Genomic DNA, 13,672 nt, shown 5'->3' with positions numbered 1-13,672 from the left:
CGGTAATGCAGAAGGCTGCCATCGAAAAGAACAACGAGACGATCGCAGCCCAGCTTACGCCGGTCGGCCGCGAGACCGTGCAGGATCGCGTCTATTCCGAGCTGCGCCGTGCCCTGATCGGTGGCCTTTTCGAGCCGAACCAGGTGCTGACCATCCGCGGTCTTGCCGATGCGCTGGTCACCTCGACCATGCCGGTACGCGAAGCGCTCGGCCGGCTGATCACGGAAAAGGCGCTGGAGGCGCTGCCCAACCGCTCGGTGCGCGTGCCGCCGATCACGCTGGAGCGCATCGACGACCTCCTGCGCGCCCGCTCACTCATCGAAGGCGAAGCGATCGCGCTTGCCGCCACGCGTATGAGCCCGCGCCAGATCGCATCGATCGAAGCCATGCTGGGCGAGTGGGACGAGATGCGGGCCCTGAAGCACAAGAAGGATATCGATCGCGAAGCGACGCTCAACCAGAGCTTCCATTTTGAGATCTACCGCTGCTGCGGCTCGGCTGTGCTGATCCCGATGATCGAAAGCCTCTGGCTTCAATCGGGTCCCTGCATCCGCGTCGCCATCTATGCCTTCTCCGAGGCAGGCGAGGTTGATACCGCCCACTATCATCGTCGAATTGTCGCGGCACTTGCCAAACAGGATGCGCAAGCGGCGCGCGAGGCGCTGGTAGCCGACATCAGCCGCCCCTTCGCCTTCCTGCGCGACAAACTTCAATCGGCGAAGGACTGACATGCCCAAGCCCGCCATCGGCATCACAGAACCACGCTCGAAGCTTTCCGTGACGGCGCTGCTATTGCCCGAAAAGGCGCCGGAGAATGCCGCCTTCCTGCTGGCGTATCTGGCGCAGCCACGCATCATCCCAGGCATCCATGCGATGTGGACAGGACCGGAAATCTCGTGCCCGGTTCCGTCAGCCGATCTCCACGGCCAGGCCTATGCCCAGTCTTTGCCACCGGAGAATGCAACGCTGACGCCGCAGCCCGGCGATATCGTGCTGTCCTATGTGCCGCCACGCGTGTGGGGCGGCAATCCCAATGCCATCTTCGATATCGGCCTGTACTACGGGCAGGGGGCGCGGCTGCTGTTCCCGATCGGCTGGCTGGCCGGCAGCGTGGTCGCGCAAGTGCTTGCCGGAGAGCGCGATCAGTTTGCCGCCGCCTGCGGCGTCATCCGCCGCAACGGCGCCTGTGACATCACCTTCAGCCTGGTGGAGGCCTGAATGGCCGACGACAGTTTCGAACTCTTCGATCTGCGCGTCGAAGCGGTCATCCCCGAGGGCAAGCCGGTCTATTGCGGCGCCAGGGCCGGCGACTATTTCGAACTCAAGGGCGAAATGCTCTCGCTGCCGGCAGGGCAGGGTTTTTCGATCTATTCGATCTCGGCCGTGTTGCCGCTCCTGGCGGCAAAGCAGCGCCCGACGCATGCAAATGACTGGATGACCTCGGATGCCGAGATCGCCTGTCCCGATCCCAATTGCGCCAGCCGGCTCCGCATCGTCAGGCTTGCCAAGCGGCGGTTCAGCCATGCCGAAACCACGGCCGTGCCGCTGCCGAAGGAGACCGACAAGGGATGACCGCCAGGACCATCGAACTCAGCCCCGGCTATGGGATCTCGCGAGTCATCCGCGGTGGCTGGCAGCTGGCCGGCGGGCATGGCGCCGTCGACCGCAGCCAGGCGGTGACCGACCTCATCGCCACTTTCGATGCCGGCATCTGGACCTATGACTGCGCCGACATCTACACCGGCGTCGAGGAACTGATCGGCGCCGCGCGCCTGCGGCTGGCCGGCGAGCGCGGTCTCGATGTCGCGGCCAGGATGAAGGTGCACACCAAGCTGGTGCCGGACCTCGAACGACTGGCAGGCATCAGCCGCGACTACATCAGGGGCATCGTCGATCAGTCGCTTCGCAGGCTCAAGACCGAGCGGATCGACCTCGTGCAGTTTCACTGGTGGGATTATGACCAGCCTCGTTACGTCGAGGCGATGGGTTGGCTCGACGAGCTTCGGCTGGAAGGCAAGGTGCGCAATCTCGGCACCACCAATTTCGATACGCCGAGGCTAGCCGAAATCCTCTCCGCGGGCATCCCGCTGGTCAGCCAGCAACTGCAATATTCAGTGCTCGACCAGCGGCCGGCAAACAGCCTTGCGGGCCTTGCCGCTAAGAACGGTGTCCGCTTCCTCTGCTACGGCTCGGTGGCGGGCGGCTTCCTCAGCGACAAATGGCTTGGCGTGGCCGAGCCCTCCACGCCGCTCGAAAACCGCTCGCTGGTCAAATACAAGCTGATCATCGACGACTTCGGCGGCTGGGAGCTGTTCCAGTCCCTGCTCAAGGCGCTGAAAGCGGTCGGCGATCGCCACGGCGTCGACATTGCCACCATCGCCTCGGCATGGGTGCTCGAGCAGCCGCAGGTCGCGGCCGTCATTGTGGGTGCGCGCAACCAGGCACATGCGCTGGCCAATACGAAAATCATGGACGTCGCGCTCGACGCCGACGATCGCGCGCGGATTGCTGCCGCCATCGCACAAGGCACCGGCCTCGCGGGCGATGTCTACGCGCTGGAGCGCGACCGTCATGGCCGCCACGGCTCGATCATGCATTACAACCTCAATGCGGGGAAGAAATGAGCGGAGAGCCTTCCCTTTTTTCGCGTGCCAGCGCTGAAATCATCGACCTGCATCGCTTCTTCGTCGACTGGTTTGTCGCCGCGCGAGCCGACGCTGTGGAGTTCGGCCGCTTCGAGGCTGTCATGGGCGAAGGCCTCACCATGGTGGCGCCGAATGGCCAGATCCTCGATCGCGACGCGGTCGTAGATCATGTCCGGACAAGCCGCGCCACTTGCGACGACGGTTTTGCCATATCGATCGAGGACATCAGGCCGGGTTGGCAGGACGCGGACACGATCGTCATCTTCTACATCGAGGCGCAACTGCGCGCCGGCAAACACAGTCGCCGGCAGTCCAGTGCGGTCTTCACCACCAGTTCATCGGCACCAAACGGCGTCGAATGGCGGCATCTGCATGAGACCTGGCTGCAGGCGCCGGAAGGCTGAACAGGCAAAAGTTCAAACAAGAAAAGGGGAACGGCAATGAAGAAGACGATACTTCAAATCACCACAGCACTGGCTCTCGTGACGATGGCCGGCGCCGCACACGCAGCGGACTGCAAGATCACCGTCGGCCTGGTCATGGAGCTCACCGGCCCGGCCGGCGAATACGGCCAGGCCGGCGCGAAGTCCGTCGAAATGGCCTTCCGCGACATCAATGAAGCCGGTGGCGTACGCGGCTGCGATCTCGCAACCGACACGCGCGACAGCCAGAGCCAGGGCAATATCGCGGTCGATGCCGCGACCCAGCTGGTACAGGTCAAGAAGGTGCCGGTGATCATCGGCGGCATCATCTCCTCGGTGTCGATCCCGATTTTGACCTCGGTCACCGGGCCGGCCAAGATCGTGCAGGTGTCGCCGGCTTCGTCCTCGCCGACGCTGACCGCCCTTGGCCGCGACGGCAAGACCAACGGCATCTTCTTCCGCACCATCACGTCGGATGCGCTGCAAGGCGTGGCCGCCGCCAAATACGCCATCGACAAGGGCTTCAAGAAACTGTCGATCATCCATGTCAACAACGACTTCGGCGTCAACATGGTGGCCGAATTCTCGCGTGCCTACAAAGCGCTCGGCGGCACCATCGTCTCCGACACGCCCTATAATGAAAAGCAGTCGAGCTATGCTTCGGAAGTGACGGCGGCGATGGGAGGCGAGCCGGACGGACTCTACCTCGTCAGCACGCCGGTCGACGGCGCAACGGTCGCCCGCACCTGGATATCGCAGGGCGGCGTGCAGAAATTCCTGCTCAATGACGGCATGAACAGCCCGGACTTCATCGAATCCGTCGGCGCCGATTATCTGAAGGATGCCTATGGTACCTCTTCCGGCACCAGCCCGACGGCATCCACCGACTATTTCCTGAAAAACTACAAGGAGTTTTCGGGCATCGAACCGTCGAACCCGGCAGCCGACCGTTCCTATGATGCCGGCGCCATTGTCGGTCTCGCCATTGCCATTGCCGGCTCCGAGGATCCAGCCAAGATCAAGGATGCCATGTACAAGGCGGTCGATCCTGCCGGCACACCGATCTATGCCGGCAAGGACGAGTTCGCCAAGGCGCTCGGCCTGATCAAGGACGGCAGGCCGATCCGCTATGAAGGCGTCATCGGTCCGGTCAGCTTCGACAAATATGGCGACATCACCGGTCCGTTCCGGCTGTGGAAGATCGTCGACGGCAAGGTGACGACCGACGGTGAAATGACAACCGACGACGTCAACGCGCTGCAGGCGAAATTGCAGTAGGCGCCGGTACATTGTCCGGCGCGATCTCCGTTCGAGCTCTGGGAGATCGACGCCGGACAAGCAGTCCAACATCGGCGCTAGTTACGCGGTCAAGCGCGAAATCAGCCGGGTCAATATAACGACAGGCGGCTGGCCGGGCATGAAGACCTGCGGATTGGAGAGGGCGCCGACGATATGACCCACATAGTCTGATTTGTCGTAGCCGATTGACGATATCGGGTAGGCGTCGAAATTGGTCAGGGACACATTGTCGAAGCCATAGAGGCGGAAGCGGCTGGGCCGGTTGTCGGGGAAATCCGCCCGGCAGACATCCAGAACACCCATGGCCATCGCGTCGGACGTACAAAAGACCGCATCGGGACAGCCGCGTCCCGTCAGGCCGGCGGCTGCCGCATAGCCCGACTCGTAGGAATAGTCTCCCTGGACCGTCTGCAGCAGTTCAATTCCATGATGCCGGAACGCTTCGAGGTAGTGGCCGATGCGCAGCTGTTCGACCCGCGAGGACGAACGGCCGGTCAGCAGGCTGGCCGTGCGCGCGCGCTTGGCCGCCGCATCCGCCACGGCCTCGGCGATGCCGACGCCTTCATCGGGAATGACGGTGGGTGACAGATCGTCATGCAGTCCGTTCAGCATGATGACCAGGTCCGAGCGAAACATGCGCCGCACCGTCGCTGCATCGGCAAAGTCGGAGAACACCACGGCGGCATCGACATGATAGGCAACGCCGTTGCGCAGAAAATCCTCGACCCCTTCCGCCGAGCCGATGCGGATGAGGATGACCTGCTTGCCGATCGACTGGATTGCGTCGAGCAGACGGTCGAACAGGTCGAGATCTGAAAGGTCGTGAATGTGGTTGACCACGACGGCAACCAGATTGACGGTCTTGGTGGTCAGGCTTTGCGCCAGGAGATTGGGTTTGTAGCCGAGCTGCGCGGCGGCCTGCACGACACGTTCGCGTTTGTCCGCCGAGACCGGTCGCGGTCCGCTCGACAGCGCACGGCTCGCCGCGGCACGCGACACGCCTGCCAGCCGCGCGACATCGGCGATCGTTGCGACGGCGCCTCGAGTGTGCGCCGATCGGTTGCCGGTAGTGGGTGTCACCACAGCGGGTTGAGCGCCGGCGGGTTGGAGCCCGGCCCCCACCACTTCTTGTAGGTCGCCTCGTAGGTGCCCGACTGGATGAAGTCGGACACGAACATGTCGAGCCAGCGGACGAATTCGGGATCGCCCTTGGCGACCGCGATGCCGATCGGATCGTTGGAATAGAGGCCAGGCAGCGTCACCAGGCTCGGTGTCTTGGTTGCGAGGTAATCGAGCAGTGAGGAATCCTCGATCGCCGCATCGACGCGCTTCTGTTGCAGCTGCAGAACCCCGTCGGGCGCGAACTGGTCGACATAAACGAGCTCTGCGTCCGGCACGGCTGCCTTGAGGAAGGTTTCGCCCGTGGTGCCGCGGCCGACGACAACCTTCTTGCCGGCGAGCCCCTTGAGGTCGGTTATCCCGGCATCCTTCTGGACGATGACGCGCAGCCCGGCCCGGTTGTAGGGGATGGTGAAGTTGACGGTCTTGGCCCGCTCGAGCGTTGCCGAGGTGTTTGCGACCGCGACATCGATCTGTCCCGACACCAGCATGGAAATACGCGCATCGCCCGAGACGTCGACGAACTCGACCGGCACGCCGAGCTTTTGCGCCAGCAGCGTCGCGACATCGACATCGTAGCCGACAGGGTTGTTTTGTGCATCCCGAAAGCCGATCGGCTCGCCGCCGAGCGATACGCCGATGCGAATGGTGCCGCGTGAGCGGATGTCGTCAATCATGCCGGCAAGGGCTGGAAATGCCGAACCGGCCACGATGGCCAGCGCGGCGAAGGCACGCACTACGGTTTTCATGGTTCCTCTCCTTATTTTCTAGTGACGCGTTTTGCTGCCCGCAATTCGGGTGCGGGCATGGAATCCTTCCAGAGCCAGTAGCGGACCTCGCCCTCGCATCTGAAATTCACCACCTCGTGGTTCTGCTCGGCGTCGACGGCGTGGATGACCACTCCGGCCAGGAAGCCGGTGTCGAGTTCAGCCAGTTCCTCGACCGCCAGCGCGACCGCATCCGACAGGGATCGGCCAAGCTTCATGGCCAGCACGACGGTCCGTGCGGTGGCGCAGCGCATCGTCATCTCGCCGGTATGGGTGCACGCCGCCGCGCCATAGCGGCTGTCGGCGTAAAAGCCTGCGCCGGGAATGGGAGAATCGCCGAGCCGGCCCGGATATTTCCACGCCCAGCCCGAGGTCGAACTCGCGGCATGGACGCCGCGCCGCGCATCCGCCGACAGGAAGACGGTGGTGTCGCGGACCCGCTCGGGATCGGTGATAGTACGGCTGAGCGGCGCCAGATCGATATCGGGGAATTTCGCCAGCTGTTGCGGTGTGAGTTCCTGTTGCAGCCGCTCCCACCAGACGCGCTTGCTGTCCTCGAACAAGACTTCGTCTTCGGCAAAACCGATTTCGCTGGCAAAGCGCCGCGCCCCTTCGCCGGTCAGCATCACATGCGGCAGGCGCTTCATCACCTGCTGGGCCAGGGCAGCGACCGCCAAGGTCCTTGGCACAGCGCCGACTGAACCGACCTCTCTTGTATTGCCATCCATGACGCCGGCGTCGAACTCCATCTCGCCCAGCATGTTCGGCCAGCCGCCATAGCCGACGCTGCGAACCTTGACCTCTTTCTCCACCATGCCGATGCCGGCAACCATCGCGTCCAGGCTGACGGCGCCATCGCGCAGCATTTGCACCGAGGTCTCGAATCCCGGCCATGCTTCGTTGTTGGCTAACAGCAGCATTCCTAGTCCTTGCGCATCCTGGAGAGAAACTGCGCAACCCGCGGCTGCGCCCGGCCGCCGTCCGCGGCGAAGAAACGATCCGTCGGCAGATCGACCACCAGCCTGCCCTTGTCGAGGAAGACGATGCGGTTGGAAATCTCGCGCGCGAATTCGATCTCGTGGGTGACGAACAGCATGGTCGTGCCTTGCGCGGCGAGATTAGCCAGGATGGCCAGCACCTCGGCCGTCATTTCCGGGTCGAGCGCACTGGTCACTTCATCGAGCAGCAGATAGCGCGGCTGCATGGCGAGCGCCCGGCAGATGCCGACACGCTGGCGCTGCCCGCCCGACAACTGCGCCGGGTAGGCGTTGGCCCGATCGGCAAGGCCGACGGACTCGAGCAGCTTGCGCGCCAGCGCCTCGGCCTCAGGGCGCGGCATCTTCAGCACCTCGATCGGGGCGAGCGTAATGTTCTGAAGCGCGCTCATATGCGGATAGAGGTTGAACAGCTGGAAAACGGTGCCTGAGCGCTTGCGCGCCTCGGCCAGCTCCTTCGGCTTGCTGACATCGAAATCGTCGACCGTGATGCGGCCCGACTTCAGCTTTTCGAGGCCGTTGATGCAACGGATCAATGTCGACTTGCCGGACCCTGACGACCCGAGGATCGAGACCACTTCGCCGGGCGCGATCGTCAGGTCGACGCCGTCCAGCACAGTGACCTCGCCGAACGCTTTGTGCACGTTTTCGATCTTGAGCATGTTAAAGCCCCCGCCAGGCGCTGTGCGCCCGCAGGCGGTTTTCAAGACGCTCGCCAAGCAGGGCGACCAGCTTTGCCGCGCCATAGTAGAGCAGTCCGACGACGGTCCAGACCACGAACGGCTTCAAGGTCCGCATGTTGAGGATGTGGCCGATCTTGGTCAGGTCGACGACGCCGATGACAGAAATCAGCGACGTCACCTGAAGCTGGTTGACCAGCAGCGCGACGAGCGGGCCGACCGCGAAGGCGGCAGCCTGGGGCGAAACGATATGGCGCAGGACCTGCCACCGGGTCAGGCCGAAGACACGCGCGGCCTCGACCTGCTCGCGTTCGATCGACTCGACCGCCGAGACCGCGATGACATAGACGAATGCCGCGGTGTTCGCCGACAGAGTGATGGTCGCTGCGGTGACCGGCGTCACCCTTATATGCAGCAGCGCCGGCAGGCCGAAGAACACCAGGAACAGCTGCACCAGCACCGGCGAGTTCTTCAACAGCTCCGACAGGAAGGTGACGATCTGGGCCAGAACCGGCACAGGGTAGAACCGCACCAGCGCCCAGCTCAGGCCAATCAGCAGTCCGATCAGCGACGTGATGAGAAACAGCGCGACGTTGGTGCCGAGACCTTGCGCCAGCAGGATCAGGTCGTAGGAGGTGAAGTCGCTGAACCGCATCAGTCGACCGCCTCCATCATGTCCCGATTGAGATGGCGGTGGAGCAGGGTGACGCCCAGCGAGACCAGATAGGTCAGGGCCGCATAGGCACAGAGCAGCACCATATAGACCTCGAAGGGCCGATAGGTCTGCGAGACCACGATCTGGGCTGAGCCGGTGAGCTCGTTGAGCGTGATGGTCGAGAGGATCGAGGACGTAAGGATCATGTTGATGAGCACGGATCCGAGCGGTCGCACGGAGGTGCGCAGCGCAATCGGCAGCACGATGCGGGTGAAGATCTTGCGCCTGGACAGGCCGCTCACTTCAGCGGCGTCGATGATGCCCTGGTCGATGGCGAGGATGCCGGCGCGAATGATGTCGGAGGCATAGGCGCCGCCGGCAATCGAAAGCGCCACGACGCCGGTGGTGAAGGCATCGATGTAAATGCCGAGCTCGGGCAGGCCGTAATAGAAGAAGAACAGCTGGACGATGAACGGCACATTGCGGAAGAGATCGACATAGACGAAGGCGATCCGTCGAAGCAGTGCCGAGGCGGAGGTGCGTGCGATCGCCACCAACGCGCCCATGAAGACGCTTCCTACCAGCGACAGCGCGCAAGCCGCGGCCGTGAGTTCGGCGCCGCGCGCCAGAAAACCCAGATGCGGGAGCAGAGTGGACAGATCGAAATGCACCGGCGGTCCCCAGTGAAACCGGTTTCACTCTTTTGGCTTTCGCCTCGTCTGTCAAGATGCAGGGTCTGGTTGCCGGCCTGTGGATTGCATTCGTTGCGATGATTCCGGTTCGCCTCATGCGCGCTATGTCTCAAGCGCCGACAATTCGCCGCCGGCTTTCAACTCGACGACGCCGCCTATGCCAGCCGCGCGTCGCTGCGATGGCGGCTGGGGCGGCGCCCTCGGTTTTGCCGATCCCGGCGCCGGTGTCGGATTCGGCTACGTCACCAACCGCATGCTGGGTTTCGACGACTCCACGCCGCAAGGTGTTGATGATGCCGTTTACGACGAGCTCTGACGTAGGGGCGTTATGTGCGGATATTCGGGTTCCACATGGCGTCCGGCACGATCACCAGCTTGCCGACGAAGTCCTTGGCAATAAAGTCTGCCTGCGCCTTGTGAAAATCGGAGAGCCTGTAGACGCCGCCGACCAGCGGCCGGATTTTCTTCGCTTCGATGTATCCAATGATGCGGCGGAAGTCGGCGCGCGTGCCCTGGCTCGATCCGTGCAGTTGCAGCTGCTTGAGATACATGGTCCTGAGATCGAGCTGCACGACCGGGCCGGCGATGGCGCCGGCGGTGGTGTACCGGCCTTCAGGTCGCAGGATGCGCAGCAGGTCGTTGAAGATCGCGCCGCCGACGAGATCGGCGACCACATCGATCGGCTGGTCGCCAGTGGCTTCATTCACGGCGGCGGGAAGATCGGCAACCCCACGGGTAATGACCGCTTCGGCGCCGATGTCGCGCACCGCCTGCTCCTTGCCCTTGCCGACGACCGCATAGGGAATGGCGCCGCGCGCCCGCGCCAGCTGCACGATGCCGGAACCGACGCCGCCCGAGGCGCCGGTGACCAGCACGCGTTCGCCGGCTTTCAGCCCGGCGCGCTCCAGCATCTGTTCGCCGGTGAGGTAGGCGCAGCAGAAGGTGGCGAGTTCGACGTCGCTCATGTCAGTATCGACGAAATGCGCATTCTCGCCCGGCACCGTCTGGTACTCGGCGTACCCGCCGTCGCGACCGTGGCCCATATAGTCAATGTCGGCGAGGGAATCGTCGTCGCGGTTGTAGATCGAAAAATCGACCATTACCCGTTCGCCGATACGGCCCGGGGAAACGCCTTCGCCGACGGCAGCGATGGTGCCGACCGTGTCGGTGCCCTGGATGCGCGGGAAGGTAAGCGTGTTGCCTTGCCGCCGCCACGTCGACACGGCGGCAGCGTCCTCCTCCGTGCCATAGGCGCCCTGGCGTACCCAGACATCGGTGTTGTTCATACCGCAAGCGCTGACCTTAACCAGCACCTCGCCGGCGGCAGGCACAGGCACTTTCACATCGCTGCGATAGACGAGCTTTTCCGGTCCGCCATGCCCGGTGAGCAGCACGGCGGCCATGGTGGCGGGGAGGGTCTTGGTCATGGCATTCATGGGTCGATCTCAGAGATTGGAAAACACGCTGTTGACGGCATCGGCGGTTTTCGAAACGACGATGTCGGCTTCCTCACGCGTCAGGCAGAGCGGCGGCGCGAAGCCTAGTATGTCGCCCTGCGGCATGGCGCGGCCGATGACGCCGCTGGCGGCAAGTGCTGTCGCCACTTGCGGCCCGATCTTGAGCGAGGCGTCGAAGAACACCCGGTCGTCCTTGTCGGCGACAAATTCGACCGCCGCCAGCATGCCATCGCCGCGCACGTCGCCGACGTGTCTGTGCCCGCCGACAGCCTTGGTCAGTTCGGCGCGGAAATAAGCGCCGGTCTCACCGGCGTTCGTCACCAGGTCCAGTTCGTCGATCAGTTCGAGATTGGCGACACCTGCGGCGACGCAGATCGGATGCGCGGCATAGGTCCAGCCATGGCCGAGCGAACCGAGCTTGTCGGAGCCCTGCACCAGCACCTGCCACATCTTGTCGGCAACGATGACGCCCGACAGCGGCGCGTAGGCCGAGGTCAGCCCCTTGGCGATGGTGATGAGGTCTGGCTTGATGCCGTAATGGTCGGAGCCGAACATGGTGCCCAGACGGCCGAAGCCCGTCACCACCTCGTCGGCGACCAGCAGCACGTCATACTTCTTCAGCACCGCCTGGATCTTCTCCCAGTAGCCGGCCGGCGGCGGCACGATGCCGCCAGTACCGAGGATCGGCTCGCCGATGAAGGCGGCGACGGTTTCGGGACCTTCGGCCAGGATCATCTCTTCCAGTCTGTCGGCGCAATGCTGCGAGAACTGCTCCTCGCTCATCGAGCGGTCGGCGCGGCGGAAATAGTAGGGCGCTTCGGTGTGCAGGACCGGCGCGCGCGGCAGGTCGAAGGCGTTATGGAACAGGTCGAGCCCGGTCAGTGATCCCGTCATCACGCCCGAACCGTGATAGCCGCGCCAGCGCGAGATGATCTTCTTCTTCTCCGGCCGCCCAAGCACGTTGTTGTAGTACCAGATCAGCTTGATGTTGGTCTCGTTGGCATCCGAACCCGAGAGGCCGAAATAGACCCTCGACATGCCCTTCGGCGCGCGGTCGATGATCATCTTGGCCAGCGTGATCGAGGCCTCGGTCCCGTGGCCGACATAGGCGTGGTAGTAGGCGAGGTTCTTCGCCTGGGTGGCGATCGCGTCGGCGATCTTCTGGCGGCCATAGCCGACATTGACGCAATAGAGACCGGCAAAGGCATCGATGCTCTTCCTGCCATTGTTGTCCCAGACGGTGACGCCTTCGCCGCCGGCCATGATGCGGGTCGGCGATTCACCCCGCGCATGCGTGCCCATATGGGTCGAAGGATGGAAGAAGTGGTCGCGATCCCAGGCATTGAGTTCGTTGGATTGGTCGAGCATTTTTTGACTCCTTGAGAGATGGCCGGACGGACTTATGCGACGTCCAGGCAGAGGTACTTCAGATCGGCGAAAGCTTCGAGCCCATGGCGCGAGCCTTCGCGGCCGATGCCGGATTGCTTGACGCCGCCGAATGGGATCGGCGCGCCGGTGATCTTGACGCGGTTGATAGCGACCATGCCGTAGTCGAGCGCGCGGCCCAGGCGCTGCTGGCGGGCGCCGTTCTCGGTAACGACATAGGCAACCAGGCCATATTCTGTGGCGTTGGCACGGGCGATCACTTCGTCCTCACTGTCGAACGGCGTGACGGCGGCGACCGGCCCAAAGGTCTCCTCGCGCATGATCAGCGCTTCGTCGCTGACATCGGCCAGCAGCGTCGGCTGGTAGAACAGCGGCCCGGCCTGATGCCGCTTGCCGCCGGTGAGACAGCGCGCGCCACGAGCGATGGCATGGGCGACCTGCTCTTCGACCCTTGCGACGGCACGCTCATGCATCAGCGGCCCGATGTCGATCTTGTCGGTAAGGCCGTTGCCGGTGCGCAGCGCCTCGATACGCCTGGCAAAAGCGGCGCAGAAGCGATCGTAGATCGGGCGCTGGACATAGATGCGGTTGGCGGCGAGGCAGTCCTGGCCGGAGGTGGCGAATTTGGCATCGATGGCGATGCTCACCGCCTTGTCCAGATCGGTATCGGCAAAGACGATCAGCGGCGCGTGGCCCCCAAGCTCCATCACCAGCCGCTTCATCGTCGGCGCGCTTTGCGCCGCGATCAGCCGGCCGATCTCGGTCGAGCCGGTGAAGCTTATGGCGCGAACGCGCGGGTCTTCGCACATGCGGCCGACGATGGTTGCAGCCTTTCCGGTGATGACGTTGAAGACACCGGCGGGGATGCCGGCGCGCTCGCCAAGTTCCGCCAGCGCCAGCGCCGACAGCGGCGTCTCGGATGAAGGATGCGCGACGATGGTGCAGCCGGCGGCAAGGGCGGCCGCCGCCTTGCGGGTCAGCATCGCCGCCGGAAAATTCCAGGGCGTGACGACGCCGACAACGCCGAGCGGCTCTCGTCGCACCATCATTTCCGCTTTGGGCAGATGGCTGGTGACGCTCTCGGCGTTGAGGCGCTTTGCCTCTTCGGCATACCACTCGACGAAGGAGGCGGCGTAGTCGATTTCGCCAAACGATTCCTGCAGCGGCTTGCCCTGTTCCAGTGTCATCAGCAGGGCCAGATCATCCTTGGCTGCAACGATCAGCTCGAACCATTTTCGCAGAATTCTGGACCGCTCCTGCGGCAGCAGTGACCGCCAAGCCGGGAAGGCACGCGCGGCGGCACCGATTGCCCTTGTCGTTTGCTGCGCATCGAGCGCGGCGACAAACGCGACCGTCGCGCCTGTGGCCGGATCGGTGACTTCAAAGCTTTCGGCCGCTTCGCTCGCGGTCCAATGCCCATCGACATAGGCAAGCTCGCGCAGCAGCCGGCGGTCGGAGAGGCGGTCGAGCGCCTCATGGCGATGCGAGCGGGCAAAATGCGCGGACATGGTCGAGGCCTCCCGGTTCGGACGATGCGGGAAGACTATCCGTCACA

General features: G+C 63.7%; 16 protein-coding genes. 7 read left to right on the top strand and 9 right to left on the bottom strand.

Annotated elements, in window-relative coordinates; all coding sequences use genetic code 11:
• Window positions 1-5: 5 nt before the first annotated feature.
• The 6 genes from NLY42_RS30140 to NLY42_RS30115 are packed head-to-tail and all read left to right on the top strand — an operon-like array spanning window position 6 to window position 4,345.
• Window positions 6-728: a GntR family transcriptional regulator gene (locus NLY42_RS30140; protein ID WP_023753980.1), complete on the top strand. Its 723-nt coding sequence runs from the start codon at window positions 6-8 to the stop codon at window positions 726-728.
• Window position 729: 1 nt separating this feature from the next.
• Complete coding sequence (locus tag NLY42_RS30135; protein ID WP_023667857.1) at window positions 730-1,218, top strand: DUF3830 family protein; 489 nt, start codon at window positions 730-732, stop codon at window positions 1,216-1,218.
• Window positions 1,219-1,572, top strand: a complete 354-nt coding sequence (locus NLY42_RS30130; protein ID WP_023667858.1) for a TIGR04076 family protein — start codon at window positions 1,219-1,221, stop codon at window positions 1,570-1,572. It begins immediately after the preceding gene.
• Window positions 1,569-2,624: an aldo/keto reductase gene (locus NLY42_RS30125; protein WP_023667859.1), complete on the top strand. Its 1,056-nt coding sequence runs from the start codon at window positions 1,569-1,571 to the stop codon at window positions 2,622-2,624. Before NLY42_RS30130 ends, NLY42_RS30125 begins: the two co-directional genes overlap by 4 nt.
• Entirely contained in the window at window positions 2,621-3,049 is a 429-nt protein-coding gene (locus tag NLY42_RS30120) for a hypothetical protein (protein WP_023667860.1), read from the top strand. Before NLY42_RS30125 ends, NLY42_RS30120 begins: the two co-directional genes overlap by 4 nt.
• A gap of 36 nt (window positions 3,050-3,085) precedes the next feature.
• Window positions 3,086-4,345 carry an ABC transporter substrate-binding protein gene (locus tag NLY42_RS30115; protein ID WP_023667861.1) on the top strand — a complete coding sequence of 420 codons (1,260 nt, stop codon included), beginning with the start codon at window positions 3,086-3,088 and terminating at the stop codon, window positions 4,343-4,345.
• 81 nt (window positions 4,346-4,426) lie between these two features.
• On the opposite strand, the gene NLY42_RS30110 is transcribed toward NLY42_RS30115, so the two are convergent.
• From NLY42_RS30110 to NLY42_RS30085, 6 genes are read right to left on the bottom strand one after another with little or no spacing between them, the layout of a single operon-like run.
• Window positions 4,427-5,449 carry a LacI family DNA-binding transcriptional regulator gene (locus NLY42_RS30110; protein WP_023732245.1) on the bottom strand — a complete coding sequence of 341 codons (1,023 nt, stop codon included), beginning with the start codon at window positions 5,447-5,449 and terminating at the stop codon, window positions 4,427-4,429.
• On the bottom strand, window positions 5,443-6,234 hold the full coding sequence (locus NLY42_RS30105; protein WP_023682683.1) for a transporter substrate-binding domain-containing protein: 792 nt from the start codon (window positions 6,232-6,234) through the stop codon (window positions 5,443-5,445). Before NLY42_RS30105 ends, NLY42_RS30110 begins: the two co-directional genes overlap by 7 nt.
• A gap of 11 nt (window positions 6,235-6,245) precedes the next feature.
• A complete protein-coding gene (locus tag NLY42_RS30100; protein ID WP_023667864.1) occupies window positions 6,246-7,172 on the bottom strand; it encodes an isoaspartyl peptidase/L-asparaginase in 927 nt (308 codons plus the stop codon).
• A 2-nt stretch (window positions 7,173-7,174) separates the two neighbouring features.
• The gene (locus tag NLY42_RS30095) at window positions 7,175-7,909 is read right to left on the bottom strand and encodes an amino acid ABC transporter ATP-binding protein (RefSeq protein ID WP_023682682.1); all 735 of its coding nucleotides are present in this window, start codon (window positions 7,907-7,909) and stop codon (window positions 7,175-7,177) included.
• Between the two features lies 1 nt (window position 7,910).
• Window positions 7,911-8,582 carry an amino acid ABC transporter permease gene (locus NLY42_RS30090; RefSeq protein ID WP_023753981.1) on the bottom strand — a complete coding sequence of 224 codons (672 nt, stop codon included), beginning with the start codon at window positions 8,580-8,582 and terminating at the stop codon, window positions 7,911-7,913.
• Window positions 8,582-9,253, bottom strand: a complete 672-nt coding sequence (locus NLY42_RS30085; RefSeq protein WP_023682680.1) for an amino acid ABC transporter permease — start codon at window positions 9,251-9,253, stop codon at window positions 8,582-8,584. Before NLY42_RS30085 ends, NLY42_RS30090 begins: the two co-directional genes overlap by 1 nt.
• 178 nt (window positions 9,254-9,431) lie before the next feature.
• Between NLY42_RS30085 and NLY42_RS30080 the strand changes: the two genes are divergently transcribed.
• Window positions 9,432-9,590 carry a hypothetical protein gene (locus NLY42_RS30080; RefSeq protein WP_196814892.1) on the top strand — a complete coding sequence of 53 codons (159 nt, stop codon included), beginning with the start codon at window positions 9,432-9,434 and terminating at the stop codon, window positions 9,588-9,590.
• A gap of 10 nt (window positions 9,591-9,600) precedes the next feature.
• Here the strand turns inward: NLY42_RS30080 and NLY42_RS30075 are convergent, their stop codons facing one another.
• From NLY42_RS30075 to NLY42_RS30065, 3 genes are read right to left on the bottom strand one after another with little or no spacing between them, the layout of a single operon-like run.
• Complete coding sequence (locus NLY42_RS30075) at window positions 9,601-10,710, bottom strand: alcohol dehydrogenase family protein (RefSeq protein ID WP_023753982.1); 1,110 nt, start codon at window positions 10,708-10,710, stop codon at window positions 9,601-9,603.
• A 9-nt stretch (window positions 10,711-10,719) separates the two neighbouring features.
• Window positions 10,720-12,099 (bottom strand): aspartate aminotransferase family protein, encoded by a 1,380-nt coding sequence (locus NLY42_RS30070; RefSeq protein WP_023682678.1) that lies wholly within the window; start codon window positions 12,097-12,099, stop codon window positions 10,720-10,722.
• Window positions 12,100-12,131: 32 nt separating this feature from the next.
• A complete protein-coding gene (locus NLY42_RS30065) occupies window positions 12,132-13,625 on the bottom strand; it encodes an NAD-dependent succinate-semialdehyde dehydrogenase (RefSeq protein ID WP_023753983.1) in 1,494 nt (497 codons plus the stop codon).
• Window positions 13,626-13,672: the final 47 nt, after the last annotated feature.

The sequence above is a fragment of the Mesorhizobium sp. C372A genome, from assembly GCF_030323245.1.
In the GTDB taxonomy this organism is placed as follows: domain Bacteria; phylum Pseudomonadota; class Alphaproteobacteria; order Rhizobiales; family Rhizobiaceae; genus Mesorhizobium.
Note: the sequence above shows the minus strand (reverse complement) of the source record. Positions and strands in the feature narration are given on the sequence as shown.